Origin of the sequence: Rhodopirellula europaea 6C (assembly GCF_000338295.1) — a bacterium.
Lineage (GTDB): Bacteria > Planctomycetota > Planctomycetia > Pirellulales > Pirellulaceae > Rhodopirellula > Rhodopirellula europaea.
Genome location: NZ_ANMO01000111.1, coordinates 40,320 through 56,127, shown reverse-complemented (window position 1 = coordinate 56,127; position 15,808 = coordinate 40,320). Strand labels below are relative to the sequence as shown.

Here is a 15,808-nt window from a genome sequence, read left to right as displayed (position 1 = left end):
AAACTCATGATGCTGCCTCTTTCAAAGATGCCGGTGCGTTCAACGCGACTTCGAAACGTTGCGTTGACGCTTGCAAGCGTTTTGATGGTGCAATCGCCTGCGGACGTTTTCGCTGCGGATGCCAAGTCAACCGATGAACCGGCGAAGGTGACCTTTGAGGATGATGTCAAACCCATCCTTCGCCAGCACTGCTTGAACTGCCACAGCCAAAGTGACAAGCGTGGCGGTTTGGCATTGGATTCATACGGCGCGATGATGGAAGGCGGCGGTAGCGGCGAGATTGTCTACGACGATGGCGACGCTGGAACCAGTCGGCTTTGGCAATTGGTCAATCATGACGACACACCGGTCATGCCACCCAACCAGCCCAAGCTTCCCGACGATCAACTTCAAGTGATTCGATCGTGGATCGAAGGCGGCATCCTGGAAAATTCGGGATCCAAAGCAAAAGCGAAAAGGAAGAACGCACTGGCGTTTGTCGCTTCAACAAGCGGACGACCGGAAGGTCCACCGCCGATGCCCGAAGCGTTGCCTCAACGAGTGCCCGTGGTAACGGAGCGTGCCGCGGCGACCACCGCAATCGGTGCCAGTCCTTGGGCACCTTTGGTTGCTCTGGCCGGTCAAAAGCAAATCTCGCTGTATCATACCGAAACCGCTGAGTTGCTCGGAGTGCTTCCTTTCGAAGAAGGCATTCCGCAGTCGCTTCGTTTCAGCCGTGACGGTCAGTACTTGATCGCCGGTGGTGGTGAACACAGCGTTAAAGGCATTGCAGCCGTCTACAGCATCAAGACCGGTGAACGAGTTGCTCAAGTTGGCGACGAGTTGGATACCGTCTTCGATGCGGACGTCAACGACAACATGTCTCGAATCGCTCTGGGTGGTCCTCAACGAATGTTGCGGATCTTCGATGCGACGGACGGCACGCAGTTGTTCGACATTAAGAAACACACGGATTGGATCTATTCAGTCGCCTACAGCCCCGACGGCGTCTTGGTCGCATCAGGTGACCGAAGCGGCGGGTTGTTTGTTTGGGAAGCCGAAACCGGTCGGTTGTACCTTGATCTCGCTGGTCACAAGGGTGCGATTCGGTCGATCGCTTGGCGAGACGATTCGAATGTCTTGGCCAGTGCGAGCGAAGATGGCACGGTGAAGCTATGGGATGTGAATTCCGGCAAGGCAATCCGATCGATCAATGCGGGAAGCGGTGGCGTTACGGCGGTCCAGTTCGACCACAAAGGGCAATTGGTCACTGCTGGCAAAGACCGGAAGGTGCGTCTTTGGGACGCGAACGGAAAGCAACTCACCGAAACTCCGGCTGCATCGGAGGCTGTTTTAGAAGTCGCGATCACGCACGACAGTTCGCAGATGATCTATGGCGACTGGACCGGTTCGGTGCGCATGTCGGCCGTCGCGGATCCGAAGAAGATTCAGGAATTGGCGGCTAATCCTCCTCCTGCAAAAGAACGTATCGGCGCGGTGGAGAAAACTTTGGCATCGATCAAAGTCAAGCTCACTCCGTTGCAAGAGAAACGCGACGCGACGTTGGAAGGTTTGAAGGCCGCGGAAAAAGCGGTTTCCGATATGGACGCCAAGATCAAGCAGCACAACGAAGCGATCGCGAAGAGTCAGACTGAAATCGCAGCGAAGAAGTCACTGCGAGAAAAAACGGTCGCCGCTCTGCCCACGCTCGTATCGAAGTCGCGTGATGCACACGATACGGTCATCGCATCTCGCATTGGATTGGGCGACTCGCCTGATGACGCAGCATTGGTCCAAGCTGCTGACTTGGAAGCTTCGCTGGCGGAGCAATTGTCCAACATCGCACAGCAACGCCGACTGATTGTGCAAACGAAAAAAGACGAAGCGGCTCTGGCTGGGGCATTAAAAGCTCAGCAGGAGACGCTCGTCGCAATGCAGGCACAACGAACCGAGATGGAAAAAACGGTTCAAGCGGCTCGCGTCGCTGCTGACCAAGCGGAACAGTCGTACGCTGCGGTCGCCGGCGAACTTAGCGAAGCGGAGAAGAAGAGACAGTTGTTGGCCGAAGCGATTCAGTGATCGTTTCGACTTTTCGCTTGCCATCGGTGGATTCCACAAACACGTGGGCACTGAATTGGCTGCGATCTGCGACGGAAGAAGAACTGGGGCGTGAACTTCCCAAGATGGTCGTTGCTGATCAGCAGACCGCCGGGCGTGGGCGTCATGGCAAGTCTTGGTTTGCTGCGGAAGATGGTTTGGCATGCACGCTGATTGCGAAGGCGTCGCCCGAGCTGTTGTCGATCGCGGTCGGCGTGGCTTTAGCGGAAACCATCGAAATGGTGGCTGGTCCCACGACCGTCCATTTGAAATGGCCCAACGACGTTTGGATGAATGGCAGCAAGGTTGCCGGCATTCTGATTGAACGTCACGGCGATGCATCATCAGATGGCGAGCCCGTTTTCGCGATTGGCATTGGTTGCAATCTGGGGAAGCATCCCGAGATGGATCAGATTGCTGGCGGCATTCCCCCGACTTCGATTTTGAATGCCACCGGTCGTTTGATTTCCAAAGACCAATTGCTTGATACGCTTGGCCCTCATTTGTTGGAAGTCATTGGCGAAGTCGATGAGCAACCGAAGGACGTGGTGCAACGGTTTGAGAATCGGAATGTTTTGCGAGGGCATACCGTCCGTTGCATGATTGGTGGGCAGGCCATCGAGGGAATCTGCGAGGGTTTACATGGGGACGGGAGCCTGATTCTACGAACCGCCAGCGGGTTGCAATTCTGCAGCAGCGGCGAAGTTCAGCAGGTTCGCACTCGGCCATTGGGGTGAAAGTGCCAACGTTGGGTGTGAATTTGGACCGGAAAAATTTTTCAGTAGATTTCCGTCCACCACCCAATTTCTGACCTACGTTTCAGTAGAGGTGATCGCGATTCTCGGATCATTTCTCGGGTTCTGTCCGAGAGGACGTCCGTCCCACAATTCCTCATTCAGACCAAGTATCTCGAAAATGAAACGTACAAAGAAATCAGGTTTTTCGCTGTTGGAAGTGATCGCTGCTGTCGTGATCCTCGCTGTTGTGGCTGCTGCGACGGTCGCTACCGTCGCTCCAATGCGTGCAAAGAGCGAAGATAAGTTGGCTGAACAAGACATCGCTTCGCTGAACGCGATGGCACAGACCTACTACCTCGAAAAGGGTGCTTATCCTCGTAACATCGCTTACTTGGTTCGCGAAAACTACATCAAAGCGGACGATACCGCATCGCGGACTCGCTACAACAAGTTGCGTCAATATCCTTACGACGCCGCAACTGGAACGTTCAGCAAACCAGTGACCAACTAGTCACCGGTTTTCTACCGGACGACTTGCAGACATGCGTCGACGAACCGTTCCAATCCATTTGGTGAGGAACGGTTCCTCGTATGTGCCTGCGGGTTTCGTCTGTCAATCGACGTCTCCGACGTTCTTGTTCTCATGAGTTTGTGATATGACCCCGCTCGCACCATGCCTCCGCAATACGGCAACGAAGCCTGGCGCTCGTCGTCGCGCTGGCGTGACATTGGTCGAAGCGTTGTTGGTCATCATGATCTTAACCGCTTCAATGGTCGCTGCGCCGAGCGTTGGGCATCTGTTTTCAAGTCGCACGTCCATCCGCCAAGATTCAGATTTGATCGTCCGGTCATTGCGACTCGCACGCGAAACTGCTGTGTCACGAAGCTGCGCTGTGACGGTCCGTTGGAAGAGTGTCAAAGATGACGACGGCGAGTACCGCATGGTCATCGACATGCTTGCGGCACCTGGAATCTACAGCGACGGCACCGATGCATTCGGTGCTCAAGCAAACCCTGGTTCGTCGACCTGGATGGTGGATCCCATTGCTTTGCATCCGGATGTCAACGTGAAGGCGAATGCATCTAGCATTCAGTTCACGCCGACCGGGACTGCTTCGCGAGACCTGCAAATGAAGGTTTCTCGCGACAGTGAGAGCGTCGAGGTTTTTGTTCAGGCATCGTCTGGGAATATCTACAAGGATGCCACATGATGAATTCCGCCCAAAGAATTTGCGGCGCTTGCAAAGCCAGTCGTCGTTCAATCCGGCACGGGGCGACGTTGATTGATGTCGCCGTAGGAGCCGCTCTGTTGTCTTTGGTTTTGATTCCAGCGTTGGGATTGATGGGCCAAACAAGCCAATTGCTGCAGAGGCTTGATGTGCAAGACCAATTGCTCTTTGAAACTGAACGAATCATCGAGCAAGCTAAAATTGACCTCTGTGATCCGGTTCAATTTGCGACCCGCCGTGGAACTTTCGATGCGGTCGTGGTTGGCAATGAAACGACATCCATGCGTTCACGTCTGACGATCGAAGATTCGTTGACCCCCAGTTTGCTGACCATGGACGCGTTGGTATGGGAAGACCGCAACAACAATGGTCAGCCGGACGAAGGTGAGTTGAGTCAACAGTTGCGTACGCAGTGGAGCCAGCTATGAACCGATCACGTACTTTAGCGTCGAAACGCAATGGTGTGAGCCTGATTGAAGCAATCGCCTGTGTCGCGATTGTGGGAACGTTGGCAACCAGCATGGTCGGAATGATGCGAGGTTCGGCTCGCGTGACAGCAATTTCACAGGGCAACGAGGGTGCCGCGGCGGAAGGTCGACAGGCATTGAGATTTCTCTCCGAACAGATCCGGCAGATGACCAGCAGCGGACTTTCAATCGTTTCGATTGGGAATCGCGATATTCAAGTCGACGATGGATTGAATCTGCGTCGGATCCGTTTCGAAATCCGTCGTGCATCCGATGGCGTCGACCGGTCTTTGGTGATGGTGGATCCTTTGCTGGGCGAGACGATTTGCTTGGGCAATTCCGTCCGAGATTTCGACATGAATGAAATCATCGTCGCGGGACGTCGAGTGGGGATCGAAATGACTCTGCAATTGCAAACGACGAGCGACCGTGCCGGTGAGCTTCGTCCTGATCAAGATTCCGCTGAGATGACCACCGTCGTCTGTCTATCGCCTCAACTGTGAACGCCGCTATGAACGCCGCAACCATCGCCGATCGATCCCATCGCAACAGCTTGCCAGCTGGTCGATGCATGGCGTGTACACGACCGATCCACACGGGACATCAAGGCAGATCGCGACGCGTCGGTTCCGCGGTGGTTTTGAGCTTCTTAGCCATGGCCGTGATGTCGTTGGCCGCGATCAGCATTGTTCGATCGCATCGCCGAGCAAACATTCGAGCATCAAACGTTCGGCAACAGGTGGAAGGACGTTTGGTCGCAGAAGGACTGATTCATCGCAACGTGGCACTCGCTCGAACGAACGGTGTTCTGCCGATCGCGAGCTTAGATGCCGAGCTCGGTGATTCGTCATTCCCGAACGCTTGGATGACGACGCCCGTGATCGACACGGTCAATCAAACGGTCTCGCTGCAAGTCTACATGTACCCGGGAGCAACTCAGCCGGCGGCAAGTGTCACGACGGCGATTCCGGCCACACCGCCTACTCCCACACCACCCGCTCCGTCGCCAACCGCACCGGTCGCACCGCCGGCATCTTAAACCGCCGGTTCGGCTTGATAGCCGACTACGAGAGGAGAACGCCGTCCGGGTTGGCCTGCCAAACCTGACGTGTTCGAACATCCATCGCGGTCAAGCAACCACCGCCGTAGCAGTGGGTGTCGAGACAGACCAAATGCCCGACATCGAGAATTTGACCTTCGTGGTTTGCCGTGTGTCCAACGAACGCGGTTTTGCCACTGTGATGTGGTTCGGGAACACCTTGTCGCAATGAGTGCCAGCGAAGCATCTCCACGGTTTGTTCCTCAAGAGGAACCGCCGGATCGTAGGCGGCGTGCGTGAAGAAGTAATCTTCGTAGACAAAGTAGTCGCCGAGAGATTCAAAGAAGACGCGATGCGATTCCGGAAGAAAATCCAAGCCACCGTCGAAGCCGTAGCTGTCAAGTGTTTCGACTCCGCCATATCGCAACCAACTGTGATGAGACTCGCTGCCACGTAGCACGTTGAGCATCATCTCTTCGTGATTGCCTTGCAGAGCCACCAACTGGGTTCTTTGGCCGCACTGCAGGAGGGTGTCCACCGCCCCTTTGGAATCCGGGCCACGGTCAACGACGTCACCGAGAGTCACCACGATATCGTTGGGTTGGGGATCAATTGCCGCCAGAATCGCTTGCAGAGCGACGTTACAGCCGTGGATGTCCCCAATCGCGATCAGGCGTCCAGTTGATTCGTTTGTTTGTTCCATCAAATCGGCCTGATCCTCAAGTCAACGAGGTTTTGAATCGAGCGGTTAAGACTGTGAATCGGACTTTCGATTACAATCAAAGGGTTCAAATCGTCGCAAAAAACGTTTGAGAGAGTGTCCCGGATCAATCTTGGATCGCAAATCTTCGCCCATGATCGCTGGTTTGCAATCCCCACGCCCCGGCTTTGTGAACGTAAATTAGCTGAAAATCGGATTTCATGAGCGACTCATCGTTTCTTTCATCGATCAAGAAAGCATTGACCTCGGGCTCGCCGTCTGAAGACAGCGTGACGCCGGAAGCCAATGCCGTTCATCCGTACGAAAACGGAGAGTCGAGCGAACTGTGGGAAGACGAATCGTTTTGGGATGCCGATGAAACGGTTGCGATGGTCGGCAGCATGATGGTGCACCTGATCGTCATTCTGTCGCTCGCACTGGTGCAGTTGCAGAACCCGGTCGACGACGAAGCCGTGGTGATGATCGCACCGCCGCCTGAATACGAAGAGACCGTGGATCTGATTGAGGAGATCGTTGTTAGCGATCAACCTCAGGTCGAGATCGGTTCCGACGCTTTGGCTGAGTTCGACATGGCGGAAGCTTCCGCTGCGACGTTCGCTGAAATCGCCAACATGGTCAGCCCGGTGGACCTCGAGCCAACCGACCTGGGCGACATCATGGTCAACAAGATGTTCAGCCAACCGGTCGCACCGCAAGACCGATTGGTCGATCAGAAAGGTCGCGTTGGACAAGGAACCGCTGGCGCCTCAGGGGCGGTCGACCAGATCACGTTTGAGGTCATGCAAGCGGCAGAGGAACGTCCGACGTTGATCGTGTGGTTGTTTGACCAAAGCGGTTCGCTGACTCGGCAACGCCAGGATATTCGCGATCGGTTCGATCGCATTTACGAAGAACTGGGGATGCTTCGCGAACAATTGGACTCAAAGACTGCCGGCGAGGATCCAAACGACCCTTCCGAAGCACGAGTGCTGACATCGATCATCGGGTTCGGCGAAAAAGTGCAACTGTTCACCGAAGAGCCCACGGCGGACTTGGATTTGATCAAGCAGACCGTTGCTGACATTCCCGTCGACAACTCCGGTACCGAAAGAGTCTTCACGGCGATTGAATCGGCCGCCAAGCAATACAACTCTTTGCGTCGCAGCAATGGACCTCGAGGTCCAAAACGCAATGTGATGTTCGTCGTCGTGACGGATGAACGCGGTGATGACGCTCACTTGTTGGAATCATCCATCGGATCTTGCCGCAAATGGGGCATTCCGGTTTACGTCGTCGGCGTTCCCGCTCCGTTCGGTCGCGAGCACACGCTGGTCAAGTATGTGGATCCGGACCCTGAATACGATCAAACGCCCCAGTGGGCTCAAGTCGACCAGGGGCCTGAAACGTTCTTGCCTGAACGTGTGCAACTGAGCTTCACTGGAAACTTTGAACAAGAACCCGTGATCGATAGCGGTTTCGGACCGTATGGGCTGACGCGTTTGTGTTACGAAACGGGAGGAATCTATTTCACGGTTCACCCGAACCGCAACGTTTCACGAGAGGTTCGGCGAGGCGAGATCGATGCATTCACCGCCGATTTGCGTGCGTTCTTTGATCCGACTGCGATGGCTCGCTATCGGCCGGATTATCTATCGCCTCAAGACTACGTCAAAGCAGTCAAGCGTAGCCCGCTTCGCCAAGCGTTGATCGCGGCCGCGCAAATTAAAAATGTGAATGGGATCCAACGCCCTCAAACTCGATTCGTGAAACGCAACGAAGCTGGGTTGGCTCAAGCGTTGACCACAGCTCAACAAGATGCCGCGAAATTGGAACCGGTTTTGATCCAGTTGGCGGCTACTTTGGAACAAGGTTTGAAAAATCGCGACGAAGAAGAGAGCCTTCGTTGGTTGGCCGGTTTCGATTTAGCCTACGGCCGTGTGCTGGCTCAGAAGGTTCGTACCGAGACGTACAACGCGATCCTCGCCAAAGCGAAACGCGGGATGCCCTTTGAAAACGAAAAGAACAACACTTGGGTGTTGAAGCCTGCCGACGAGATCACGGTGGGCAGCAAGTGGCAACGTGAAGCCGACACAGCTCGCGAGTTCCTTGAGCGTGTTGTTGCTGAGCACAAAGGCACTCCCTGGGCGATGTTGGCCGAGAAGGAACTGGAAGTTCCAATCGGTTGGGTTTGGACCGAGACCTTCACGGACTTGTCCCCGCCGCAAACCAATCGAGGTAACAACGGAAACAACAACCGTCCTCCGCGTGACGATCAGAAACGGATGATCAAACGAGCTCCCAAGCGTCCTGTGCCAAAGCTGTAAGCTGGCTTTGAGACTCACACGCAAGCTTGCATCGATGCGTGGTGGTTGCTCGATCGCTGAAATGGCTTTTCTGAGATCTCGCTGACGGTTGGCGGATCTTGGTTCGTCTTCGTCATTCATTCACGCTGGCGAACACGTGCGTGTTGCCGGGCTGACGATCTTTGCTGAGATGACTCAGGGTCCGTCGGTTGTATCCGTGAAACTGCCGACAAATCGATTGGTGGGCTCAATCCGAAACACCCTCCATTGGTGTGGCGGCCACAGCCGGAAACTTCGTAGGTTCCGCTCAAGCGTCAAGGTCGACGCTTCCGATACCACCGATACCGGCACACCTGAGCCGATTTTGGCTCCCTATGAGAAAGACAAAAAGGATTTTGTCCGATGCGTTTGTCCTCCAAACCACCGCGAATTGATTCTTCCACTGCGTCCTCGCAATGGTCGCGAGTGATGCCGGCAACGGTCTTGCTCGGTTTGACAACGATTTTCACCAGTGTCGCTCAAGCTGACATTCAGTGGCGAAAAGATCTCACCGCGGCCCAAGCGGAAGCACAGCAGAACGGAAAAGGCTTGCTTTTGCACTTCACCAGTGACAATTGCGTCTGGTGCGATCGCTTGGAAGCCGGTGCTTTCAAAAGTCCCGAAGTGGGATCCGCTGTTGAGCAAAAGTTCGTGCCTGTCAAAGTCCACGCTGGCAAATCGCCCGAGTTGGCCAAGATGTTTGGTGTCACGAAATTTCCAACCGATGTGATGATCACGCCGACCGGGAAACCTTTGGGCACCTCGGTCAGTCCTCAAGATCCAAAGCGATACGTTGCGATGCTGGCAATCGCGGCAAAGAAAATGCCGTCGATGATGACCACACCTGCACCAGGTGCAACGCAAACAATGATGGCATCCAACGGTCAATCGCCGACCGGTCCGCCAGTGACCACTACTGCCGCGACCATGCCACCTCGCACCCAACAAAACCCGCACGTTGCAGGCGGCAACTTGCCTTCGCCTGACAGTCAATTCGCGGGCGGAGCAACCGGTCGTTTGGCTGGAGCCCGCACTGATGGAATGACTCTGGGGATGCCAGCTCAATCCGCACCGAAACCTGAAGCGAAGACTCCGGCCTTTGGCACTGACCAACCGAAACTTGCGATGGAAGGTTTCTGTTCCGTCACTGTGATCAACGAAGATCAATGGGTCGAAGGCAATCCAAAGTTTGGAGTGGTTCACCTCGGTAAGCTGTATCTGTTCCAAAGCGAAGCCAAGATGAAGACGTTTCTGGCTGACCCGACTCCATACACACCTGTGTTGAATGAAATCGACGTGGTTCGTTTCTTCGAAGAGCGTGTGATCGTTCCTGGCAAACGTCAATTCGGAATGAAGGACCCTGTTCATCAACGCATGTTCTTCTTCGCCGATGAAGCTGCGATGGATCACTTTTGGAATGAGTACGAACGCTACACCGACGCCGCGATCGAAGTCATGGACCACGCCGTCCGGGATGCGAATCCAGGGGTGAACTGATCCATCGATCGGCACAAACGCATTTTTGATATTCACACACGCCTCGTTGGTTTGGCCAGCGAGGCGTGTTGCGTTTGTGGGAGCGGTTTGCGTGTTGTTCGGGATGTAGGGAAATTTCGGAGTGAACCGCTCAGGGAATCCTGGAAGGGGGCACCGATTGCGGTCTGGTTAAGGCGCGGTCGCGCACCATGGTGTAACCTTTCGGGCGGAACCACGTCGCGGGGGCGAGGCCGCATTGCGCGTAATTGTTGAGATGAACGCATGCCGTCGTGCACCTCGGATGTTTCCGGTTCCACTGCTACTTCAAACATCGCTACCAAGCAAACCACCTCATGGTTTGTCTTTGCCGGAGCGACGTTGCTGGGGGCCTTCTTGGTGTTCCAAGTTCAGCCCGTAATCAGCAAATGTGTGCTGCCTTGGTTTGGTGGAACGCCAGCGGTTTGGACGACTTGTTTGCTGTTCTTCCAAGTTCTCTTGTTCGCTGGGTATCTCTACGCTCACTGCATCAGGCGTTTCTTGCCACCTGCCTTGCAAGGCATCGTGCACTTGGTGTTGCTGTGTGCGGCAGCTTGGTCATTGCCAATCGCGCCTTCGGACGCATGGAAGCCCGTTGGAACCGAAGATCCAACCTGGGCACTGCTCTGGTTGCTGACCGCGCATGTCGCGTTGCCGTACTTCGTGCTTTCCAGCACCGGACCATTGGTGCAGGCTTGGTTGAGCTACGAAAATCAATCCGAATCAGTCTATCGACTTTATGCACTTTCCAACGTCGGTTCGCTGGTCGCCTTGCTGAGCTATCCATTCGTCGTCGAACCATTGTTGTCGATTGAACAGCAGTCGGTTTTTTGGTCGTTGGCGTTTTATGCTTTTGTCGTCGTGGATGGTTGGCTCGCGATCTGTTTGCTGCGTCGGCGAAAAGGAAACTCGACAACCAACAACGAAGAATCAGCGGAAGGCCAATCCGTTCTGGCCAAGCTGGGGGTGGCGGACTGGAGTGTATGGATCGGTCTGCCTGCCTTGGCTTCGGTCATGTTGTTGGTGGTGACCAGTCATGTCTGCCAAGACATCGCTGTGATGCCGTTTCTTTGGGTGCTGCCGCTCAGCCTGTACTTGCTCAGCTTCATCATCAGCTTTGATTCACCAAATTGGTATCGCCCCAAACTCATCGCTACGTTCACCGGACTGGCGTTCGTCGTCATTCAGTTGAAAGGCTGGTTTCCCGGCAATTGGCAAATGCCGATGGAAGCGTTGTCATATTTGGTCGTTTTGCTCGGCGTGTGTTTGCTGTGTCACGGTGAAACCGCCGCCCGTAAACCAGCGACCCAACGATTGACTTTGTACTACGCACTGATCTCATTTGGTGGTGCGATGGGCGGAATCTTGGTCGCACTGATCTGCCCGCTCGTTTTCCAAGACTATCGCGAACTTCCCATCGCGATGTCGTTGTCGATTGGTGTCGTTGCGATCACGTTCTTGGCTTCTCGATCCTGGATGACAACCACATGTGATTGGAAGCTTTCCAAACGCATCAACGGGTTGATCGTGGCGATCATTGGATTTACCGCGGTCGTTACCACGCTGACCAATCGCACCGACACGATCGATCAGCGTCGGAATTTCTTCGGTGTGCTTCGTGTCGAGAACGATGCGGAGCGAGTGCAGCTGGTGCACGGCAATACGATTCATGGAATTCAGTTGCATGGTCCAGAACGCATGACACCAACGTCTTACTTCGGGCACAGCAGCGGTGTTGGACGATTGATTCACACGATGCAAGCCGAGTCTCCCGAGATGCGGATTGGTGTCATCGGTTTGGGGTGCGGCGTGCTGGCTGCTTATGGACGAGACGGCGACACGATGGACATGTACGAAATCAATCCGGATGTGTTGGCAATCGCGGAAGAGCACTTCACGTTCCTCAGCGATTGTCCGGCCGCGATCGAGCATCACTTGGGTGACGGCCGTTTATTGTTAGAACGTCATACGGACAAAAGATTTGATCTGCTGATCCTGGATGCCTTCAGCAGCGACGCCATTCCAGCTCACCTTTTGACGCTCGAAGCGATGCAGCTCTATCGGGAGCGATTGGGCGACAACGGCGTGTTGGCCGTGCACGTCTCAAACAACCACCTCGATTTGGTTCCGCTCACCCACCGATTGACCCTGGCCATCGGGATGCCCAGCCGGTTGATTCAGAACAACCGCCGCGATCAGGTTTACACCCGTCCATCGCGTTGGGTCATCGCCACGGATCGCGACGACGCATTTTGGGAATCGGAACATTTGAGTGTCGCGCAAAAACCGGATGCGTCTGTTGTCGAGTCCGCACCTCTGTGGACGGACCAGCATCACAATCTGGCGAGCGTACTGATTTGGCCTTCTCTGTAACGCGAATTGCCCGGCAATTTGAGTTTTCCGGCGGCAATCGCCATCGTGCAAACTCGAATTCGCCGCAGCTGCGAAGAAGTGCAAAGAATCGTCGAAACCAGGTTCCGACGGGCTTGACGCACAGCGAATCAAGCCGATAATCTGCCACTTCACCCGGGGGATTAGCTCAGTTGGGAGAGCGACGCGCTGGCAGCGCGTAGGTCATCGGTTCAAGTCCGTTATCCTCCACTCAAAAGGCCGCTTGCATTTTCGCAAGCGGCTTTTTTCGTGCGCCGATCTTGTTCTCCACGAACGATTGATGGCATTTCGCGATTCGAGGCCAAAGGTGGTCGTGGATTGCCATGTTCGATTGGGGGCGTGTAGGTCTTCACGAAAGAAGAGTCCTTGAATCCGAAAACCCTTTCTCCAGGCTGCGGTGATCTCGCACGGAGACCGGGCGGACGTCGCGACCGTTGTCGCGAAATTGCCCTGAATTTTTCGGTTTAGAATTTAGGTCGCTCTTTATGTCATCAAAGAGCGATCTGGATGTACGGTCGAGAGACGAGATGCCATCGCGAAGTCGCTGTTCAGCAATGCCTCGCGTCATTGGCTGAGATGTTGGATGCTTATGGCTTGATTGCACGGGTAGCGATGAAAGTATCCAGGAAGTTCGACAATGGATCCTTCGCGTCCGAAGCGTAGCGATCTTCGTAGAACCCGGAAAGCAAAAAGCCCGCCTTCAATTGGCCGCCCATTTGATCTTCGAGCGTGTGACCAAATTCCAATGCGAATCCGTCCTGGATTGATCGTTGAATGTGCGATTGGTCGAGATGTTCCAGGTCCGAATAGGGGAGACTGTATCGAACCTCGAGATTGCCATTCTCTTTACGTTCATCATCGAAGATGTATCGAAGAGGATTCGTAAAGCCGGCCAGTAGGGTGCCCCCACTGCGAAGCACCCGATAACACTCTCGCCAAACTGGGAGGATGTTGGGCACGAAAACATTCGAGCAAGGATGGAAGACGAGGTTGAAGGTGTCATCGGGAAAGGTCGACAGGTCGGCCATGTCGCCCTCGACGAAATTCATCTTGAGACCGTCTCGCTCCGCGACAAAACGGTCTTGCTTCAATTGCTTCGGGGAATTGTCAAACACCGTGACCTTCGCACCGGCGGCTGCGAGTAACGGAGCTTGTTGACCGCCGGCGGATGCCAGGCACAACGTTTCTGTTCCTTCGAGTGGCGGAAACCAATCGCTGGGGACCGGCTTGGTGGGAGTGAGCACGATGGAGAAGTCACCGGACTTGGCGCATTGGATGGTTTCCTGGTCAACAGGTTTTGTCCAGCGATTGTTTTGTTCGACTTGTTTGTCCCAAGCGTCCTTGTTGAATTCGCGAACATCGGACTCATCCATATTGAAACCTATCGATGGGACATGCGATTCGCGAGTCAACCAATTTACAACTCATCATCGCCAAGTATTAGACCGCCGCGTTACTGGTTTGGTCCACCAGCTGAAGCAAATCCCTGAGGTGATGAATGACAGCGGTCGGATTGGATTGCAGCAATTCGGATTCTGGCTGTGCACCCGTTGTAATGCCAAGAGCCATTCCACAATTTGCGTTTTGGCCCTCTTCGATATCGATTCGGGAATCGCCGATCTTCGCGACCGAAGCTGCGTTGGTGACTTGGGTCAGCGCCATGGCCAAGTAGATCATGTCAGGCGCGGGACGTCCCGTTTCGACATCGCTGGCGGTTACCAACGCATCGACGTCTTCACCGATGGTCCAACCAATCTTGTGGACCAATTTTTCAGCGGTCGGACGATCGTAGCCAGTGTTGAGGACAACCTTGATGCCTCGCGAATGAAGCTCGCGAAAAATGTCGGAGGCACCTGGCTGTTCGACGACATCGAGCGAGTTGTAGGCTACGGCGAGGCGATTGCGAAAATCAGCGAAGATCGCTTGGACTTCATCTTCGGAATGGTCCGCGCCGTCCAACGCGAGAACGTCGCGAATGGCTTGAGATTTTTCTTTGCCAGCCCCGGCGGACTGGACCTGTTCCAGGGTGAAGTTGTACCCAGCGGCGTTGATGGCTTGTCGAACGGTTTTGTAGACGACGTTGTCTTCGTCGACGGTGGTTCCTGCCATGTCTAAGACGACGAGTTCAATCATTGTAAAGCTCGGTGAGGTGATGCTGTGTGAAGCCGGCACTGCTGGTCATTCCCTTTCCTCCGATTCCCGTCGTGACATGCACGTTGGGAAAGATCGTTTCAAGGTGGATGCCGGACGGATGAGAGGTTTGGCTGTAAATGCCATGCCAGAAAGCTTCGACGTCCCAGGACGGAAGGTCCATGATACGCTTCGCTTCCATCAAGATGGCGTTGTTGACGTCGGAACGAATGTCAAAATCGAGTTCGTTGGGCCGGTCGGCGGAGGTGTACTCATGCGAATCACCCAAAATAATTCCGCCATCGGATTCTTGTTTGAACAGAATGTGCAGCCCCCATACGTGAGCAAACGTGTCTGTTGGTTCGTTGGCTTTGATCGCGTTCCAAGAGGGGCATTCCGAGAAGCTTTCGTAACGGCGGATCGAAAGGCCGGTCAGCAAATTTCCTGGAAGCACCGATTGCGGTTGAGGTGAAAGCCGAAGCATTTGCAATTTGCAAAGCTTCATCTGGCTTGTGCGAAAGTTTTCTGGAAACAGTGTCTGGAACTCTGCGCCGCAGCAGACGATGACCTTGTTTGCAGACAGAGTTTCGCCTTTGGATGTCTGCAGGTGAATCAGATTGGAGCGAACCGGATCGATGTGCTGGATCAGCGTCTCGAAGCGTGATTCGAAATTGGCCTGGGTTCGAAGAAAGTCATGCAGATGGTGAATCATCCTGCGAGGGTTCACCGAAACTTCCTGCGGGAAAGACAGGCCGCCGCGGCAGTATTCCGTTCGGAGATTTGGGTATTTGATTCGGCATTGTTCGGGCGTCAACAATTCCGATTCGTATTCTGCATCTTGATTGATCTGATGCAGTTCCTCGATCAACGTGCATTCCTCTTCGTCTGAGGCAATGTACACGCTTCCGTTTTGGCGAACCGACAGTTCGGTTTGAGCTTGGAGTTCTTTGTATATCCGGAGACTCTCACGCCCGTGAACTTGCCAGTCGCGATCCAGACCCGAGGGAACGACTTGACCGAAGTTGCGAACCGTCGCGTCCATCGGTTTCGAATTTTTTTCTATCAGCGTGACCTTCAGTCCTCGTCGCAACGCGTGGTAGGCGTAAAAGGTTCCGAGGACACCCCCGCCGACGACGATCAGGTCAGAGTGATGCGCGGCGGTGGTGTGAGACGTCATGGATGAAT

General features: G+C 54.5%; 14 protein-coding genes and 1 tRNA gene. 11 read left to right on the top strand and 4 right to left on the bottom strand.

Annotated features, from left to right (window positions below; genetic code table 11):
* Positions 1 to 6: 6 nt before the first annotated feature.
* From RE6C_RS10740 to RE6C_RS10710, 7 genes are all read left to right on the top strand, one after another.
* Positions 7 to 2,058 carry a c-type cytochrome domain-containing protein gene (locus RE6C_RS10740; RefSeq protein ID WP_008656498.1) on the top strand — a complete coding sequence of 684 codons (2,052 nt, stop codon included), beginning with the start codon at positions 7 to 9 and terminating at the stop codon, positions 2,056 to 2,058.
* Positions 2,055 to 2,813, top strand: coding sequence for a biotin--[acetyl-CoA-carboxylase] ligase (locus RE6C_RS10735; RefSeq protein WP_008656496.1), 759 nt, complete (start codon positions 2,055 to 2,057; stop codon positions 2,811 to 2,813). The genes RE6C_RS10740 and RE6C_RS10735 overlap by 4 nt, the downstream gene beginning before the upstream one ends.
* 178 nt (positions 2,814 to 2,991) lie before the next feature.
* On the top strand, positions 2,992 to 3,324 hold the full coding sequence (locus RE6C_RS10730; RefSeq protein ID WP_008656494.1) for a prepilin-type N-terminal cleavage/methylation domain-containing protein: 333 nt from the start codon (positions 2,992 to 2,994) through the stop codon (positions 3,322 to 3,324).
* A 145-nt stretch (positions 3,325 to 3,469) separates the two neighbouring features.
* Positions 3,470 to 4,024, top strand: a complete 555-nt coding sequence (locus RE6C_RS10725) for a GspH/FimT family pseudopilin (protein WP_144054727.1) — start codon at positions 3,470 to 3,472, stop codon at positions 4,022 to 4,024.
* Positions 4,021 to 4,470: a hypothetical protein gene (locus RE6C_RS10720; RefSeq protein ID WP_008656489.1), complete on the top strand. Its 450-nt coding sequence runs from the start codon at positions 4,021 to 4,023 to the stop codon at positions 4,468 to 4,470. The genes RE6C_RS10725 and RE6C_RS10720 overlap by 4 nt, the downstream gene beginning before the upstream one ends.
* Entirely contained in the window at positions 4,467 to 5,012 is a 546-nt protein-coding gene (locus RE6C_RS10715; RefSeq protein WP_052034945.1) for a hypothetical protein, read from the top strand. The genes RE6C_RS10720 and RE6C_RS10715 overlap by 4 nt, the downstream gene beginning before the upstream one ends.
* Positions 5,013 to 5,020: 8 nt before the next feature.
* On the top strand, positions 5,021 to 5,548 hold the full coding sequence (locus RE6C_RS10710) for a hypothetical protein (RefSeq protein WP_039961775.1): 528 nt from the start codon (positions 5,021 to 5,023) through the stop codon (positions 5,546 to 5,548).
* Positions 5,549 to 5,573: 25 nt separating this feature from the next.
* On the opposite strand, the gene RE6C_RS10705 is transcribed toward RE6C_RS10710, so the two are convergent.
* Positions 5,574 to 6,251 carry a metallophosphoesterase family protein gene (locus RE6C_RS10705; RefSeq protein WP_008656484.1) on the bottom strand — a complete coding sequence of 226 codons (678 nt, stop codon included), beginning with the start codon at positions 6,249 to 6,251 and terminating at the stop codon, positions 5,574 to 5,576.
* Between the two features lie 218 nt (positions 6,252 to 6,469).
* Here RE6C_RS10705 and RE6C_RS10700 point away from each other — a divergent pair, with 218 nt between their 5' ends.
* From RE6C_RS10700 to RE6C_RS10685, 4 genes are all read left to right on the top strand, one after another.
* Entirely contained in the window at positions 6,470 to 8,572 is a 2,103-nt protein-coding gene (locus RE6C_RS10700; protein ID WP_008656481.1) for a vWA domain-containing protein, read from the top strand.
* Positions 8,573 to 8,953: 381 nt separating this feature from the next.
* The gene (locus RE6C_RS10695; RefSeq protein ID WP_008656479.1) at positions 8,954 to 10,087 is read left to right on the top strand and encodes a thioredoxin fold domain-containing protein; all 1,134 of its coding nucleotides are present in this window, start codon (positions 8,954 to 8,956) and stop codon (positions 10,085 to 10,087) included.
* Between the two features lie 261 nt (positions 10,088 to 10,348).
* The gene (locus tag RE6C_RS10690) at positions 10,349 to 12,475 is read left to right on the top strand and encodes a fused MFS/spermidine synthase (RefSeq protein ID WP_008656475.1); all 2,127 of its coding nucleotides are present in this window, start codon (positions 10,349 to 10,351) and stop codon (positions 12,473 to 12,475) included.
* Positions 12,476 to 12,630: 155 nt separating this feature from the next.
* Positions 12,631 to 12,703, top strand: a tRNA-Ala gene (locus RE6C_RS10685).
* A 377-nt stretch (positions 12,704 to 13,080) separates the two neighbouring features.
* Here RE6C_RS10685 and RE6C_RS10680 read toward each other — a convergent pair.
* The 3 genes from RE6C_RS10680 to RE6C_RS10670 form a co-directional block, all read right to left on the bottom strand.
* The gene (locus RE6C_RS10680) at positions 13,081 to 13,866 is read right to left on the bottom strand and encodes a class I SAM-dependent methyltransferase (RefSeq protein ID WP_008656473.1); all 786 of its coding nucleotides are present in this window, start codon (positions 13,864 to 13,866) and stop codon (positions 13,081 to 13,083) included.
* 67 nt (positions 13,867 to 13,933) lie between these two features.
* Entirely contained in the window at positions 13,934 to 14,626 is a 693-nt protein-coding gene (locus RE6C_RS10675) for a phosphonatase-like hydrolase (RefSeq protein WP_039961774.1), read from the bottom strand.
* Positions 14,619 to 15,800, bottom strand: coding sequence for a TIGR03364 family FAD-dependent oxidoreductase (locus RE6C_RS10670; protein ID WP_008656469.1), 1,182 nt, complete (start codon positions 15,798 to 15,800; stop codon positions 14,619 to 14,621). Before RE6C_RS10670 ends, RE6C_RS10675 begins: the two co-directional genes overlap by 8 nt.
* Positions 15,801 to 15,808 lie beyond the last annotated feature (8 nt).

Coding starts and splice junctions, on each gene's coding strand:
- RE6C_RS10710 (WP_039961775.1), top strand. CDS start 5,021: ATGAACGCCGCAACCATCGCCGATCGATCCCATCGCAACAGCTTGCCA.
- RE6C_RS10740 (WP_008656498.1), top strand. CDS start 7: ATGATGCTGCCTCTTTCAAAGATGCCGGTGCGTTCAACGCGACTTCGA.
- RE6C_RS10695 (WP_008656479.1), top strand. CDS start 8,954: ATGCGTTTGTCCTCCAAACCACCGCGAATTGATTCTTCCACTGCGTCC.
- RE6C_RS10680 (WP_008656473.1), bottom strand. CDS start 13,866: ATGGATGAGTCCGATGTTCGCGAATTCAACAAGGACGCTTGGGACAAA.
- RE6C_RS10720 (WP_008656489.1), top strand. CDS start 4,021: ATGATGAATTCCGCCCAAAGAATTTGCGGCGCTTGCAAAGCCAGTCGT.
- RE6C_RS10675 (WP_039961774.1), bottom strand. CDS start 14,626: ATGATTGAACTCGTCGTCTTAGACATGGCAGGAACCACCGTCGACGAA.
- RE6C_RS10690 (WP_008656475.1), top strand. CDS start 10,349: ATGCCGTCGTGCACCTCGGATGTTTCCGGTTCCACTGCTACTTCAAAC.
- RE6C_RS10705 (WP_008656484.1), bottom strand. CDS start 6,251: ATGGAACAAACAAACGAATCAACTGGACGCCTGATCGCGATTGGGGAC.
- RE6C_RS10670 (WP_008656469.1), bottom strand. CDS start 15,800: ATGACGTCTCACACCACCGCCGCGCATCACTCTGACCTGATCGTCGTC.
- RE6C_RS10725 (WP_144054727.1), top strand. CDS start 3,470: ATGACCCCGCTCGCACCATGCCTCCGCAATACGGCAACGAAGCCTGGC.
- RE6C_RS10715 (WP_052034945.1), top strand. CDS start 4,467: ATGAACCGATCACGTACTTTAGCGTCGAAACGCAATGGTGTGAGCCTG.
- RE6C_RS10730 (WP_008656494.1), top strand. CDS start 2,992: ATGAAACGTACAAAGAAATCAGGTTTTTCGCTGTTGGAAGTGATCGCT.
- RE6C_RS10700 (WP_008656481.1), top strand. CDS start 6,470: ATGAGCGACTCATCGTTTCTTTCATCGATCAAGAAAGCATTGACCTCG.